The organism is Streptomyces cyaneus (assembly GCF_004028635.1).
Taxonomy (GTDB): Bacteria; Actinomycetota; Actinomycetes; order Streptomycetales; family Streptomycetaceae; genus Streptomyces; species Streptomyces cyaneus.
On sequence record NZ_ML138678.1, the window covers coordinates 912,899 to 927,256 of the forward strand.

Consider the following 14,358-nt stretch of genomic DNA (forward strand, 5'->3'; position numbering starts at 1 on the left):
CGGGTTGCCGCAGGCTGGAGAGGTGAACCGAGCCGAACTCGCCGACTTCCTGCGCCGTGGCCGTGCCCGGCTGACCCCGTCGGACGTGGGCCTGACGCCGGGCGCCCGGCGTCGCACGCCCGGTCTGCGCCGCGAGGAGGTGGCGCAGCTGGCGGGCATGTCGGTGGACTACTACACCCGCCTCGAACAGTCCCGGGGCCCGCGCCCGTCCCGCCAGATGCTGACGGCGCTGGCCCGCGCGCTGCGCCTGACCGACGTCGAACAGGACCACCTCTTCCACCTGACCGGCGAGGAACCCCCGCGGCGCGAGACGGCCTCGGCGCATGTCCGCCCCGGGCTGCTGCTGATCCTGGACCGGCTGCACGACACCCCGGCGCAGGTGGTGAACGACTGCGGCGAGGTGCTGGCCCAGAACGCGATGGCCAAGGCACTGGTCGGCGACGTGATGTCCCGCCCACGGCGCGAGCGCAACCTGACCCGTCTCTTCTTCCTGGACCCGGCCGCGCGCACGCTCTTCCCACCGGAGGACCTCGCGGGCCACGCCCGCGCCCACGTGGCCACCCTGCGCGCGGTGGCCGCGGCCCGCCCCGACGACCCGGAACCGGCCGCGCTGGTCGCCGAACTCCGGGCGTCGAGCGAGGAGTTCGCCAGCCTGTGGGACGAGCACGAGGTGTCCCAGCGCAACCGGGCGACGAAACGCTTCGTGCACCCGCTGGTCGGTCTCCTGGAACTGGACTGCGAGGTCATGGTCAGCCACGAACACCACCACCTCCTGGTCGTCCACACGGCCCGCCCGGGCACGGAGGCCTACGAGCGCCTCCAACTCCTGCGCGTGGTGGGCCTGCAGGACATGTCCCCCAGCAAGCCCTGACGATTCAGTTCCGGGGGCAGCCCGCGTCCTCGGGTGTCCCGGCAAGCCCTGACCACACCGGCTCCGCCGTCTGTCGCCGCTCGGCCCTACTTGGCTGGTCGGGGGGACGTGGGCCATCTCCGGGGCGACGTCCCAGACTGATTCGAGTCGTTCAAAGGGCACCGCCCCGATCGCCCAGGGCCAGCCGTGACCGGCTGATGTCCATGTGCAGCGGCCCAACCCCTGCTCGCCGGCCTCTCACCCGTCTCAGTTCGTCAAAAAGGGGCCACACCGCTTTTTCTTTCGGTGAGCACCGTTCTGGCGCCGGTTGGCCACCGCTGCGTAGGTCGGCCCCTCACAGAGCTGCGCCCCCGGGGGGCCTCTCCCGTGGCCGCAGAAGCCCGCGACGAAGGCTCAGAAGCCCAGCTTGCGCAGCTGCCGCGGGTCCCGTTGCCAGTCCTTCGCGACCTTCACATGCAGGTCCAGGAAGACCGGCGTCCCGAGCAGCGCCTCGATCTGCCGCCGGGACTTGATCCCGACCTCCTTCAGGCGCTTGCCCTTCGGGCCGATGATGATGCCCTTCTGACTGGGCCGCTCGATGTAGACGAAGGCGTGGATGTCGAGGAGGGGCTTGTCCGCGGGGCGGTCCTCGCGGGGGAGCATCTCCTCGACGACGACGGCGATGGAGTGGGGGAGTTCGTCGCGGACACCCTCCAGCGCGGCCTCGCGGATCAGTTCCGCGATCATCACCTGCTCCGGCTCGTCGGTGAGGTCACCCTCGGGGTAGAGGGCGGGCCCCTCCGGCAGGAGCGGGACGAGCAGGTCGGCCAGCAGGTCCACCTGCTTGTCGCCGACCGCCGACACCGGCACGATCTCCGCCCACTCGAACCCGAGCTCCTTGCCGAGCTGGTCGATCGCGATGAGCTGCTCGGCGAGCGTCTTGCTGTCCACGAGGTCGGTCTTCGTGACGATCGCGATCTTCGGCGTCTTCTTGATGGACGCCAGTTCCTTCGCGATGAAGCGGTCACCGGGGCCCAGCTTCTCGTTCGCCGGAAGGCAGAAGCCGATCACGTCGACCTCGGCCCAGGTCGTCCGTACGACGTCGTTGAGCCGCTGGCCGAGCAGCGTGCGCGGCTTGTGCAGCCCGGGGGTGTCGACAAGGATCAGCTGCGCGTCGGGGCGGTGCACGATGCCCCGCACCGTGTGCCGCGTCGTCTGCGGCTGGTTGGCGGTGATCGCCACCTTCTGCCCGACCAGAGCGTTCGTGAGGGTGGACTTGCCCGCGTTGGGGCGGCCCACGAAGCAGGCGAAGCCGGCGCGGTGGGTGGCCTCGGGCGACTGCTCGGATGACTGGGTTCGAACGCTCATGAGGCCCATTCTCCCTGATCCACAAGCACCCGCCGCACCACGGGCACCCCACCCACCGTCCCGTGAGATTTCGGAAACCCCGGCGCAATGAAACCTCGCCGAAACACACCCGTACGCGTCCGGAAACGCATGCCGGTGAATCTCTGACGAGCCCCCACCTCGATGGAGACGACCGTGACCCTCGCCGCCGCGCAGGCAGACACCGGCGACACCGCCTGGCTGCTCGCCGCCACCGCCCTCGTCCTGCTGATGACCCCGGGCCTGGCCCTCTTCTACGGCGGCATGGTCCGCACGAAGAGCGTCCTCAACATGCTGATGATGAGCTTCGTGTCGATCGCGCTCGTCACGATCGTCTGGCTGGCCTGCGGTTACTCCCTCGCCTTCGGCGACGACGCGTTCGCCGGTCTCATCGGCGGGCTCGACCACGCGGGTATGGCCGGCCTCGGACCGGACAGCGTCCAGGGGACCGTCCCCACCCTCCTGTTCGCCACCTTCCAGCTCACCTTCGCGATCATCACGGCGGCCCTGATCAGCGGCGCGATCGCGGACCGCGCGAAGTTCGGAGCGTGGTTGGTGTTCGTGCCCGTGTGGGCGCTGCTCGTATACGTTCCCGTCGCCCACTGGACCTGGGGCCCGGGCGGCTGGATCCTCGAGCGCCTCGGTGCTCTCGACTTCGCCGGCGGCCTCCCCGTCGAGATCACCTCCGGCGCCTCCGGCCTCGCCCTCGCCCTGGTCCTGGGCCCGCGCCTCGGGTTCAAGAAGGACGCCATGCGGCCGCACAACCTGCCGATGGTGATGCTCGGTGCCGGTCTCCTCTGGTTCGGCTGGTTCGGGTTCAACGCAGGCTCGGCCCTCGGCGCCAACGGCCTCGCTGCCGCCGCCTTCCTCAACACCCTCGCCGCCGGCTGCACCGGTCTGCTCGGCTGGCTCTTCGTCGAGCAGAAGCGCGACGGTCACCCGACGACGCTGGGCGCGGCCTCCGGCGCGGTCGCGGGCCTCGTCGCCATCACACCCTCCTGCGGCTCGGTCTCCCTGCTCGGCGCGCTCGTCGTCGGCCTCGCCGCCGGTGTGGTCTGCTCCTACGCCGTCGGCTGGAAGTTCAAGTTCAACTACGACGACTCCCTGGACGTCGTCGGTGTCCACCTCGTCGGCGGCATCATCGGCACCCTGCTGATCGGCGTCTTCGCGACGGCCACGATGACCGGCGGGGCCGAGGGGCTCCTCTACGGCGGCGGACTCACGCAGCTCGGCAAGCAGGCGGTGGCCGTCGTCGCCGTGGCCGCGTACGCCTTCCTCGTCACCTACGGCATCGGCAAGGTCATCGACAAGGTCATGGGCTTGCGGGCGAGCGAGGAGCAGGAGCACACCGGCCTGGACCTTACGGTGCACGCCGAGACCGCTTACGATCACGGGGTCCTGGGGCACGGCGCCCCGGTCGGCTCGTCCCTCTCCTCCTCCCTCCCCGCCGCGCAGAAGGTCAAGAAGCAGGCATGAAGCTCATCACCGCCATCGTCAAGCCGTACCGGCTCGACGAGGTCAAGACCGCCCTCCAGGAAATCGGTGTGCACGGTCTGACCGTCACCGAGGCGAGTGGCTACGGCCGTCAGCGCGGCCACACCGAGGTGTACCGCGGCGCCGAGTACCAGGTCGACCTGGTGCCCAAGGTCCGCATCGAGGTCGTCGTCGACGACGCGGCGTCCGACGACGTCATCGACGCCATCGTGAAGGCCGCCCAGACCGGCAAGATCGGCGACGGCAAGGTCTGGGCGCTGCCGGTCGAGACGGTCGTACGCGTGCGGACGGGCGAGCGCGGCCCCGACGCGCTGTAAGCGCCGGGCGTCAGACGCCGGGACCGCGCTCCGTCAGCGCGTCACGCGCCTCAGTCGAACACGAACGGGCCCGGCGACTGCGGCCCGGTCGCCGTGCAGGTGATGGTGATGCCGAAGACGGTCATCTGCAGCGAGCCGCCGAAGGCCTCCAGGCTGTCGCCGGAGGCCACGGTGCCGCTGAGCGGACCGACCTGGACGGGGTCACCGGCGGCCATCGCCGGGTTCTCAGTGCCGGTGAAACTGGTGGTGCCGCCGCTCGCCTTCACCAGGGTGAGTGTCGAGGAGATCGAGTCCTCCCCGAGCGCTATCGGCGCGGTGATCGCGGAGGAGTTGACGGTGATGGTGGCGGCGGTGCCGTCCTGTGTCGCCGTGAGGGTGGCCTCGCCACCGCCGAAGCTGCCGCAGTCGGCGGTGATCGTGGCGGTGCCGGGGGCGACGGCGAGGGCGGCGGGGGCGAAGGCGAGGCCGGTGACCGCGAGTACTCCGGTCACCAGTGCCGCACCTGCTCCGATGCCTATGCGTCTCATGGGGATCCGCTCCGTTTCGAGGTGGGGGAATTCCTGGTGTGGGGGTGGGGGAATTGCTCGGCAGGTGGATGCGGACACACTGCGTGGGCAGCTGAAGTGCACAGTTGACGTGGAGAATCGAATCTGACGGTCCGTCGGAACCGCCGTTTCCATTGATGCGCGTGGGACGAGGGTCGGCAAGGGTGATTTCCGGCCTCAACTACCGACGAGTCATCTACCGGGCGCCGCATCCCAAGCGGAGCGTCACGCGATCCGTACTGGCCGTGAAGCCCTGCGCCCGTGAACCCTCCCCGGCGAAAAGGCCTACGGCCTTGTCAGTCCCCCGGCGTACCCTGGAAATCGCCAGGCCGCCCAAGTGGCAGGCGAGTCGTATCGAGGAGGACGAGCAAGGCCTACGAGCCGGCCCATGACTCAGACACCCACAGCTCAGACACCCGCGCACGGGCAGGCGAGAGCACAGTTCACCGTCCCCGCCCAGCACCCCATGGTGACCGTGCTGGGGTCCGGCGACTCGCTTCTGCGCGTGATCGAGAAGGCCTTCCCGGCGACCGACATACACGTCCGGGGCAACGAGATCAGCGCGGTCGGCGACGCTCACGAAGTCGCCCTCATCCAGCGCCTGTTCGACGAGATGATGCTGGTGCTCCGCACCGGGCAACCGATGACGGAGGACGCAGTGGAACGCTCGATCGCCATGCTCAGGGCAAGCGAGAACGGAGAGAGCGACGGCCAGGAGACCCCAGCCGAGGTTCTGACCCAGAACATCCTCTCCTCGCGCGGCCGCACGATCCGCCCCAAGACCCTCAACCAGAAGCGGTACGTCGACGCGATCGACAAACATACGATCGTCTTCGGAATCGGTCCCGCCGGTACGGGCAAGACGTACCTCGCCATGGCCAAGGCGGTGCAGGCCCTGCAGTCCAAGCAGGTCAACCGCATCATCCTGACCAGGCCTGCGGTGGAGGCCGGTGAGCGGCTGGGGTTCTTGCCGGGCACGCTGTACGAGAAGATCGACCCGTACCTGCGGCCTCTTTATGACGCGCTGCACGACATGCTGGACCCGGACTCGATTCCTCGGTTGATGGCGGCGGGGACTATCGAGGTGGCGCCGCTGGCATATATGCGGGGACGCAGCCAACCTGTGTTTACGAACGTGCTGACACCGGACGGCTGGCGCCCCATCGGCGACCTCCAGGTCGGTGACCTCGTCATTGGATCGAACGGTGAGCCGACCCCGGTTCTCGGCGTCTACCCGCAGGGGGAGCGGGACATCTACCGCGTCACCGCCCAGGACGGTTCCTGGACGCTGTGCTGTGGCGAGCACTTGTGGACAGTCAGGACACGTGACGACGCGCGTCGCAACAAGCCTTGGCGGGTCCTGGAGACTCAGGAGATGATCGGCAACCTGCGGGCGGCGCACTATCGCCGGTACGAGCTGCCGCTGCTCACCTCTCCGGTCGAGTTTCCTGAGCGCGAGGTTCCGATGGATCCGTATGCGTTGGGATTGCTGCTCGGGGACGGATGCATCACGGGCAAGATCACCCCTACGTTCACCACAGCGGATCCGGAGCTCGTCTCCGCGCTGGAAGTAGCCCTTCCAGGGGTGAGGCTGCGGCACAAGGGACGGTATGACTACTTCCTCATCCGGGACAGGAAGCCCGGCGCCCCGGGGGGCCGGGTACCGAATCCAGTCACAACGTCGCTGCGCTCGCTGGAACTCCTCGGCACCCGATCGGTATCGAAGTTCGTTCCGGACGACTACCTCTTCAACACGGCCGAGATCCGCCTCGCCGTTCTCCAGGGGCTCCTCGACTCCGACGGCGGCCCGGTGACGCAGAAAGACCGCACCTGCCGGATCCAGTTTTCGACCGCGTCCATCCTCCTCCGCGACGACATCATCGCCCTGGTCCAGTCGCTTGGCGGCGTCGCATACGCCCGGCGTCGTTTGGCCAAGGACCGCAAGCAGGGCACAGCCCTGGCGGCACACCGCTACGACAGCCACGTCATCGACATCCGCCTCCCCGAGGGCATCGAGCCCTTCCGCCTCGCCCGCAAGCGGGACAGGTACCACGCGGCCGGAGGGGGCGGTCGCCCGATGCGGTTCATCGACAGCATCGAGCCCGCGGGTCGTGAGGAGACCGTCTGCATCCAGGTGGCGGCGGAGGATTCGCTGTACGTCACCCAGGACTACCTGCTGACGCACAACACCCTCAACGACGCCTTCATCATTCTCGACGAGGCCCAGAACACCAGCCCCGAGCAGATGAAGATGTTCCTCACCCGTCTCGGCTTCGACTCGAAGATAGTCATCACCGGTGACGTGACCCAGGTCGACCTCCCGGACGGCACCAAGTCCGGTCTGCGGCAGGTGCAGGACATCCTGGAGGGCCTCGAGGACGTCCACTTCTCCCGGCTCTCCTCCCACGATGTCGTCCGGCACAAGCTCGTCGGCCGTATCGTCGACGCGTACGAGTTGTACGACAGCAAGCACGGCACCCAGAACGGCTCGCACAAGGGCCGGGGCGGCAAGGCCGGGCACAAGGGGAAGTAGAGACACAGCACGACCATGTCGATCGACGTCAACAACGAGTCCGGAACCGAGGTCGACGAGCAGGCGATCCTCGACATCGCCCGCTACGCGCTCGCGCGGATGCGCATCCACCCGCTCTCCGAGCTCTCGGTGATCGTCGTGGACGCCGACGCCATGGAGCAGCTTCATATCCAGTGGATGGACCTGCCCGGGCCGACCGATGTCATGTCCTTTCCGATGGACGAGCTGCGGCCGCCGTCCAAGGACGACGACGAGCCTCCGCAGGGGCTCCTCGGTGACATCGTGCTGTGCCCCGAAGTCGCCGCCAAGCAGGGGGCGGAAGCGCCCACGCAGCACTCCATGGACGAGGAGCTCCACCTGCTCACCGTCCATGGAGTGCTGCATCTGCTCGGGTACGACCACGAGGAGCCCGACGAGAAGGCCGAGATGTTCGGTCTGCAGGCCGCCATCGTGGACGGCTGGCGTTCGGAGAAGGGGCTGACGGGGCCCTCCCCGGCCCCGACCGTGTCATGAGCCTCCCCCTCGTCCTCGGTGCGATCGCCCTGGTGGTCGTCGCCTGGCTCGCCGCCTGCGCGGAGGCGGGCCTGGCGCGCGTCTCCAGCTTCCGCGCCGAGGAGGCCGTACGCAGCGGCCGGCGCGGCAGCGAGAAGCTCGCGCTCGTCGCCGCCGACCCGACCCGCTATCTGAACGTGGCGCTGCTGGTGCGCGTGGCCTGTGAGATGGCCGCCGCCGCGCTCGTCACGTACGCCTGCCTCCAGGAGTTCGACAGCACCACCGAGGCCCTGCTGGTGGCGATAGCGGTCATGGTGCTGGTGTCGTACGTCGCCGTCGGGGTGTCCCCGCGCACCATCGGCCGCCAGCATCCGCTGAACACGGCGACGGCGGCGGCGTATGTGCTGCTGCCGCTCGCGCGGATCATGGGTCCGATCCCGTATCTGCTGATCCTCATCGGTAACGCCCTCACGCCCGGCAAGGGCTTCCGCCGCGGCCCGTTCGCCTCCGAGGCGGAGCTGCGGGCGCTGGTCGACCTCGCCGAGAAGGAGTCGCTGATCGAGGACGATGAGCGCCGTATGGTGCACTCGGTCTTCGAGCTGGGCGACACGCTGGTGCGCGAGGTCATGGTCCCGCGCACCGACCTGGTCGTGATCGAGCGCTACAAGACGATCCGTCAGGCCCTCACCCTCGCCCTGCGCTCCGGTTTCTCGCGTATCCCGGTCGTCGGGGAGAGCGAGGACGACGTGGTGGGGATCGTGTATCTGAAGGACCTGGTCCGCAAGACGCACATCAGCCGGGACGCGGAGAGCGAGCTGGTGTCCACGGCCATGCGGCCCGCCGCCTTCGTCCCGGACACCAAGAACGCCGGCGACCTGCTGCGCGAGATGCAGCAGGAGCGCAACCACGTGGCCGTCGTCATCGACGAGTACGGCGGAACCGCCGGCATCGTCACCATCGAGGACATTCTCGAGGAGATCGTCGGTGAGATCACCGACGAGTACGACCGTGAGCTGCCGCCGGTGGAGGAGCTGGGCGAGGACCGTTACCGGGTCACCGCCCGCCTGGACATCACCGACCTCGGCGAGCTGTACGGCCTCGACGAGTACGACGACGAGGACGTGGAGACGGTCGGCGGGCTGCTGGCGAAGGCGCTGGGCCGGGTGCCGATCGCCGGGGCGTCGTCGCTGGTCGAGCTGCCGGACAGCCGTGAGCTGCGGCTGACGGCGGAGGCGGCGGCCGGGCGGCGGAACAAGATCGTGACCGTGCTCGTGGAGCCGGTGGCCCCCGCCGGGTCCCTTCAGGAGGAGACGAAGCCGGAGTGACCCCTCAGGAGCTGCGCACGTTCTGCCTGTCGTTCAACGCGACCGTGGAGGACTTCCCGTTCAACCCGGAGACCTCGGTCTTCAAGGTGCTGGGCAAGCTCTTCGCCCTGACGAACCTGGACGCGCGGCCCCTGACGGTCAATCTGAAGTGCGACCCGGATGACGCGGTACGCCTGCGCGGTGAGTACCCGGGCCTGATCGTCCCCGGCTGGCACATGAACAAGCGGCACTGGAACACGGTGACGGTCGACGGCGAGCTCCCGGACCGTCTCGTCCGGGAGCTCGTCGAGGACTCGTACGACCTGGTCGTGGCCGGTCTACCGAGAGCCGACCGGCTCCGCCTCGACCGCCCCTGAGCCGGCCGACCGCCAGGTCCGCAGGCCGAGTGCGATCAGGGCCGCGCCGACCAGGAGGATCGCCGCGTCGATCCCCATGACCAGGCGGGTGCCGGACAGCAGGTCGTCGGAGGTCGTCGCGAGGACGCCCAGCAGCGGGATGCCGATGGTGATGCCGACCTGCTGGGTGGAGGTGACCAGGCCGGTGGCCAGGCCCTGTTCCTCGTCGGGGACGCCCGAGGTGACCGTCAGGCCGTAGGAGATGATCGCGGCCACGTGGGGCATGCTCGCCAGCGAGACGGCGACCGCGGCGAGCCAGACGGACCAGCTGTGCTCGTTCAGGAACAGCAGGGCGATCATGAAGGCGCCCTGGCCGGTGAGCCCGGCGACCAGGGTGCGGCGGGCGCCGAGCCGGCTGACGACCCTGGGGGTGAGCGAGCCGGCGATCACCGCCATGATCCCCTGGACGCCGAAGACCAGGCCCGTCTCCCAGGCCGACAGATGCAGGATCTCCTGCAGGTACAGGGTGAGGACGAACACCACCGTCGACATCATCGAGAAGGTGATCAGCCCGCCCAGGTTGCCCCACGCCACCGTGCGGCGGCGCAGCATGGAGAGGGAGACCAGGGGGGCGTCGGTGCGGGACTCGACCACCGCGAAGGCCGTCAGGAGCGCGATGCCCGCGATCAGCGTCACGACGACGTCGGCGCGGCCGAAGCCGTGGTCGGCGGCCGTCGTCAGGGCGTAGATCAGGGACAGCAGACCACCGGTGACGGTGATCGCGCCGGGCACGTCCAGGTGCGGGCGGTCGGGGGTACGGGACTCGGGCAGCAGGCCGGGCGCGAGCGGCAGCACGATCAGCGCGAAGAGGGCGAGCAGGCCCATCGTGGAGCGCCAGCCGAGCGCGTCGGTCAGGACGCCGCCCGCGACCACGCCGATGGTGAAGCCGAGGGACATCAGCGTCCCGGAGATGCCGAGGGCGCGGTCCCGGGCGGGGCCCTCGGCGAAGGTGGTGGTCAGCAGGGACATGCCGGACGGGACGATGACCGCCGCGCCGAGGCCCTGCAGGGCGCGTCCCGTGAGGAACGACGCCGGGTCCCAGGCGAACGTCGCGAGCAGTGAGGCCGCGGCGAACAGGACGAGTCCGGTGAGGAACAGTTTGCGGCGGCCGTACAGGTCGCCGATGCGGCCGAACAGGAGCAGGAAGCCGCCGGACGGCAGCGCGAACGCCGTGACCGCCCACTGCAGTGCCGACTGGCTCATGCCGAGGTCGGCGCCGAGGACGGGGAGGGCGACGTTCAGGACGGAGAAGTCGAGCGCGACCATGAAGTTCGCGGCGCACAGGACGAACAGGATGAGTTTGTCGCGCGTCGATAATCGGGGGGTGTCGCGCGGCGGGGACGTCGGGGGACTGGTGGGATCGATCGCCATGGGCTAGAGCCTGGGGGTGGTGGAATAGCCGTGGGGAGCGGGAAGTTGTCCTGGTGGTGGCACCACCAGCCAACAGGATGAGGGGGATCCTTTCGTGTCGAAGGGCACGCTGAAGAGCCAACGGCAGCGCGAGTTACGCGAGTTCCTGATGAACAGGCGGGCCCGGGTGACACCGGCCGAGGCGGGACTGCCGGACGGCGGAGCGCGGCGCCGTACGCCGGGGTTGCGGCGCGAGGAGGTCGCCGTGCTCGCCGGGGTGGGCGCTTCCTGGTACCAGTGGTTGGAGCAGGGGCGGGACATCTCGGTGTCGCCCCAGGTGCTGGACGCGGTGGCCCGTGTGCTGCGGCTGAGCGACGCCGAGCGCCGGCATCTGTATCTGCTGGCGGGGCTGAATCCGCCGGCGCCCGAGGTGGCTGCGCCGGCGCCGCAGGACATGTGCGACGGGCTGCGGCGGCTGATCGACGCGTGGATGCCGCATCCGGCGTACATCATGGACAAGTACTACAACGCCGTGCTGCACAGCGAAGCGGCCGCTGCGGTGCTGGGCATGCGGCCCGGCGAGAGATGGAACTGCCTCATCGAGTTCTTCGCGAACCCGATGTACCGGTCGCGGCCGAGGAACTGGGACGCGAACGCCCGTACGCTCGTGGCGCAGTTCCGCGCGGCCTGTTCGGCCTCTCCCGACGACGAGGGGTTCCAGGCCGTACTGGCCGAAGCTAAGGCGTCCAGCCCGGAGTTCAGCACGCTGTGGGAGTTGCGGGACATCGAGGACGCCGGGCAGATCCGCACGGAGCTGGACCATCCGCTGGTCGGGCTGCTGTGCCTGGAGTCGACGGTGCTGCAGATGCCGGTGCGGCCGGATCTGTCGATCGTCCTGCACACGCCGCTGGACGAGGCCGACACGGCGGCGAAGTTGGAGTGGCTGGCGTCGCCGGAGGGGCGGCGCGGGGCGATGTACCCCGTGGCCGGTTAGGCCGGCAGGTCGCTACGTATGCTCAGGTCATGACCGACAACAGCGCGCTCGACCCCGAGGACCGCAAGATCATCACCCTGGCCCGTTCCGCGCGGGCCCGCAACGGTGTGCCCGAGGGGGCGGCCGTACGGGACGAGACCGGCCGTACGTATGTCGCCGGGACCGTTGCCCTGGACTCCCTGAAGCTGAGCGCGCTGCGGACGGCGGTGGCGATGGCGGTGGCGTCGGGGGCGAAGTCGTTGGAGGCGGCGGCGGTGGTGACGGAGGCGGAGTCGGCGTCGGCGGAGGATCGGGCGGCGGTGCGGGATCTGGGCGGGGCTGGGACGCCGGTGTTGGTGGCGGGGCCGGACGGGGTGGTGCGGGTTACCGTGACGGCGGGCTGAGGTCGGGGGTTCCTCGCCCCCGCCGCCCCTACCCGTCCCGTCCCCGGGGGCTGCCGCCCCCGGACCCCCGCTTCGGCCCTGAACGGGCCTCGTCCTCAAACGCCGGACGGGCTGAAATACCTGGACGGGCGTTGAGAAGTGATCGCCCGCGCCGGGCTGGAATACCTGACCGGTGCCCAGAGAGTGACCGCCCCGCACTCCCCCGACGTGTTCCCATCCGACGCGCGAGTGTCAGTGGCCGGTGCCACGCTGGGGGCATACCGGTCTGCGAAAGGGCATCGTCATGATCACCACTGACCTCTCCCCCGGCTCCCCCTGTTGGCTCGACCTCGGTGCCCCGGACGTCCGGGCCGCCGCGGCCTTCTACGGTGCGGTGCTCGGCTGGGAGTACGAGTCCATGGGGGAGGCGGAGGACTTCGAAGGCGGGATGTTCAAGAAGGACGGCAAGACCGTCGCCGGGCTCGGCAAGCTCACCGAGGAGGGGGCGCGTTCGGCCTGGATGATCTACTTCACCGTCACCGACGCGGACGCCACGACGCAGGCGGTGGAGCGGGCGGGCGGCACCGTGCGGGTGGCGCCGCGGGACCTCGACGACTGGGGTCGGATGGCGCAGTACAACGACCCGCTGGGCGGCCAGTTCGCCGTCTGGCAGCCGGGGAAGAACTCGGGCTTCGAGCTGGCGGACGAGCCGGGCTCGCTGTCGTGGACCGAGCTGTACACGAGTGACGCCGCGGGTGCGAAGGAGTTCTACGGCGGTGTCTTCGGCTGGCAGTACAGCGACATGGAGCTGCCGGGCGGTGGGGGCGCCTACACCCTCATCACACCGGACGGGCTGCCCGAGGAGCGCATGCAGGGCGGGCTCATGGAGCTGCCCGAGGAGAACCTCGTGCTGGCGAACGGGCGGCCGTACTGGCACCCGGTCTTCAACGTCACCGACTGCGACGCCGCGGTCGCCAAGGTCACCGAGAACGGCGGCAGCGTGCAGATGGGCCCGGAGGACGCGGAGGGCGTCGGCCGACTGGCGGTCTGCGTCGACCCGGCGAACGCGGACTTCGTGGTGCTGACGCCGGCCACGCCGAGCTGACCCCGCAGCGCCGCGTGCCCCCCGGCAGGGCGCTGCGTCCGGGCCGGGCGTCACGCCGAGCGGCGGAAGCCGATCGTCGGCACTGCCCGCCGCAGCGGCCAAGGTCTCCCCTGTTCCTCCGGCACCAGATCCGCCAGGAACGCGTACCGGCGCAGGGCCTCGGGGTCCTGCCGGTCGAGGGACTGGACCTTGCGCCACCAGGCGCCGATCTCGGCCCAGCCGGGGGCGGACAGGGAGCCGCCGAACTCCTGGACCGAGAGGGCCGCCGTCAGGCCCGCGAAGGCGAGGCGGTCGGCCAGGGGCCAGTCCGCCAGGGTGCCGGTGACGAAGCCGGCCACGAAGACGTCGCCGGCGCCGGTCGGGTCGAGCGCCTCGACGGCGATCGCGGGGACCTCGGCCGTCTCCCCGGTCCGTCCGTCCACCGCGTACGCGCCCTCCGCGCCGAGGGTGACCACGGCGACCGGGACGTACGCGGTAAGGGCGTGGGCCGCCTCGCGCGGGCAGTCGGTGCCCGTGTACCGCATCGCCTCCTGGGCGTTCGGCAGGAACGCCTCGCAGTGCTCCAGGTCGGCCAGCCCAGCCAGGTCCCACGCCCCCGTGTCGTCCCAGCCGACGTCGGCGAAGATGCGGGCGCCCTTGCTCGCGGCCTGCGCGATCCAGGGGGCCCGCTTGCCCGGGACGAGGGAGGCGACTGCGGCACGCGCGCGTGGCGGGCAGTCGGGGGCGGGCTCCTCCGGGGGCGGCTCGTGGCCGTGGGAGACCATCGTGCGCTCCCCCTCGTACGCCATCGAGACCGTCACCGACGAGTGCCAGCCCGGCACCGTGCGCGACGGCGAGAGGTCGATGCCCTCGCCGTGCTCCAGCGCGTCCCAGCAGTACTCGCCGTAGTGGTCGTCGCCGAAGGCCGCCGCGAGTGAGGTCCGCAGGCCGAGGCGGGCCAGCGCCGTCGCCATGTTGGCCACGCCGCCGGGGCTCGACCCCATCCCGCGCGCCCAGGACTCGGTCCCGCGCACCGGGGCCGAGTCGAGGCCGGTGAAGATGATGTCGAGGAAGACCGGGCCCGTGAGGTACACGTCCCAGGGCGGGTCGGCGGTCGTGCGCAGGCCGGCGAGGGGGTCGACCTGGGCCCGGCGGTACGGCGCCCCTGTCATGGACGACTTCCCTGCCTTGGACGACTTCCCTGCCCTGGACGACGGCCCCTGGGGCGAGG

The 14,358-nt window shown here is 70.1% G+C and carries 14 protein-coding genes; 10 read left to right on the plus strand and 4 right to left on the minus strand.

The window, feature by feature from the left end; genetic code table 11:
• Positions 1–22: 22 nt before the first annotated feature.
• The gene (locus tag EHO50_RS04085) at positions 23–871 is read left to right on the plus strand and encodes a helix-turn-helix transcriptional regulator (RefSeq protein WP_128428402.1); all 849 of its coding nucleotides are present in this window, start codon (positions 23–25) and stop codon (positions 869–871) included.
• Positions 872–1,264: 393 nt separating this feature from the next.
• Here the strand turns inward: EHO50_RS04085 and era are convergent, their stop codons facing one another.
• On the minus strand, positions 1,265–2,227 hold the full coding sequence (era, locus tag EHO50_RS04095; protein ID WP_181449545.1) for a GTPase Era: 963 nt from the start codon (positions 2,225–2,227) through the stop codon (positions 1,265–1,267).
• Positions 2,228–2,380: 153 nt separating this feature from the next.
• On the opposite strand from era, the gene EHO50_RS04100 reads away from it, so the two are divergent.
• The gene (locus EHO50_RS04100) at positions 2,381–3,712 is read left to right on the plus strand and encodes an ammonium transporter (protein WP_181449546.1); all 1,332 of its coding nucleotides are present in this window, start codon (positions 2,381–2,383) and stop codon (positions 3,710–3,712) included.
• Positions 3,709–4,047 carry a P-II family nitrogen regulator gene (locus EHO50_RS04105; protein WP_128428404.1) on the plus strand — a complete coding sequence of 113 codons (339 nt, stop codon included), beginning with the start codon at positions 3,709–3,711 and terminating at the stop codon, positions 4,045–4,047. Before EHO50_RS04100 ends, EHO50_RS04105 begins: the two co-directional genes overlap by 4 nt.
• Positions 4,048–4,097: 50 nt before the next feature.
• On the opposite strand, the gene EHO50_RS04110 is transcribed toward EHO50_RS04105, so the two are convergent.
• A complete protein-coding gene (locus tag EHO50_RS04110; protein ID WP_128428405.1) occupies positions 4,098–4,574 on the minus strand; it encodes a hypothetical protein in 477 nt (158 codons plus the stop codon).
• Between the two features lie 406 nt (positions 4,575–4,980).
• Here EHO50_RS04110 and EHO50_RS04115 point away from each other — a divergent pair, with 406 nt between their 5' ends.
• The 4 genes from EHO50_RS04115 to EHO50_RS04130 are packed head-to-tail and all read left to right on the plus strand — an operon-like array spanning position 4,981 to position 9,298.
• Entirely contained in the window at positions 4,981–7,125 is a 2,145-nt protein-coding gene (locus tag EHO50_RS04115) for a PhoH family protein (RefSeq protein ID WP_128428406.1), read from the plus strand.
• Between the two features lie 15 nt (positions 7,126–7,140).
• Positions 7,141–7,638, plus strand: a complete 498-nt coding sequence (gene ybeY, locus EHO50_RS04120; RefSeq protein WP_128428407.1) for an rRNA maturation RNase YbeY — start codon at positions 7,141–7,143, stop codon at positions 7,636–7,638.
• Entirely contained in the window at positions 7,635–8,942 is a 1,308-nt protein-coding gene (locus EHO50_RS04125; protein ID WP_128428408.1) for a hemolysin family protein, read from the plus strand. The genes ybeY and EHO50_RS04125 overlap by 4 nt, the downstream gene beginning before the upstream one ends.
• Positions 8,939–9,298, plus strand: a complete 360-nt coding sequence (locus EHO50_RS04130) for an MmcQ/YjbR family DNA-binding protein (protein WP_128428409.1) — start codon at positions 8,939–8,941, stop codon at positions 9,296–9,298. Before EHO50_RS04125 ends, EHO50_RS04130 begins: the two co-directional genes overlap by 4 nt.
• On the opposite strand, the gene EHO50_RS04135 is transcribed toward EHO50_RS04130, so the two are convergent.
• A complete protein-coding gene (locus tag EHO50_RS04135) occupies positions 9,260–10,708 on the minus strand; it encodes an MFS transporter (protein ID WP_128428410.1) in 1,449 nt (482 codons plus the stop codon). The genes EHO50_RS04130 and EHO50_RS04135 overlap by 39 nt on opposite strands.
• A gap of 148 nt (positions 10,709–10,856) precedes the next feature.
• On the opposite strand from EHO50_RS04135, the gene EHO50_RS04140 reads away from it, so the two are divergent.
• The 3 genes from EHO50_RS04140 to EHO50_RS04150 all read left to right on the plus strand — a co-directional run bounded on the left by EHO50_RS04140 (position 10,857) and on the right by EHO50_RS04150 (position 13,148).
• A complete protein-coding gene (locus EHO50_RS04140; RefSeq protein WP_128428964.1) occupies positions 10,857–11,681 on the plus strand; it encodes a helix-turn-helix transcriptional regulator in 825 nt (274 codons plus the stop codon).
• A gap of 29 nt (positions 11,682–11,710) precedes the next feature.
• Complete coding sequence (locus EHO50_RS04145; RefSeq protein ID WP_128428411.1) at positions 11,711–12,064, plus strand: cytidine/deoxycytidylate deaminase family protein; 354 nt, start codon at positions 11,711–11,713, stop codon at positions 12,062–12,064.
• 283 nt (positions 12,065–12,347) lie between these two features.
• Positions 12,348–13,148, plus strand: a complete 801-nt coding sequence (locus EHO50_RS04150) for a VOC family protein (RefSeq protein WP_128428412.1) — start codon at positions 12,348–12,350, stop codon at positions 13,146–13,148.
• A 50-nt stretch (positions 13,149–13,198) separates the two neighbouring features.
• Here EHO50_RS04150 and EHO50_RS04155 read toward each other — a convergent pair whose 3' ends face one another.
• Positions 13,199–14,299 carry a carbohydrate kinase family protein gene (locus EHO50_RS04155; protein ID WP_128428413.1) on the minus strand — a complete coding sequence of 367 codons (1,101 nt, stop codon included), beginning with the start codon at positions 14,297–14,299 and terminating at the stop codon, positions 13,199–13,201.
• Between the last annotated feature and the right edge of the window lie 59 nt (positions 14,300–14,358).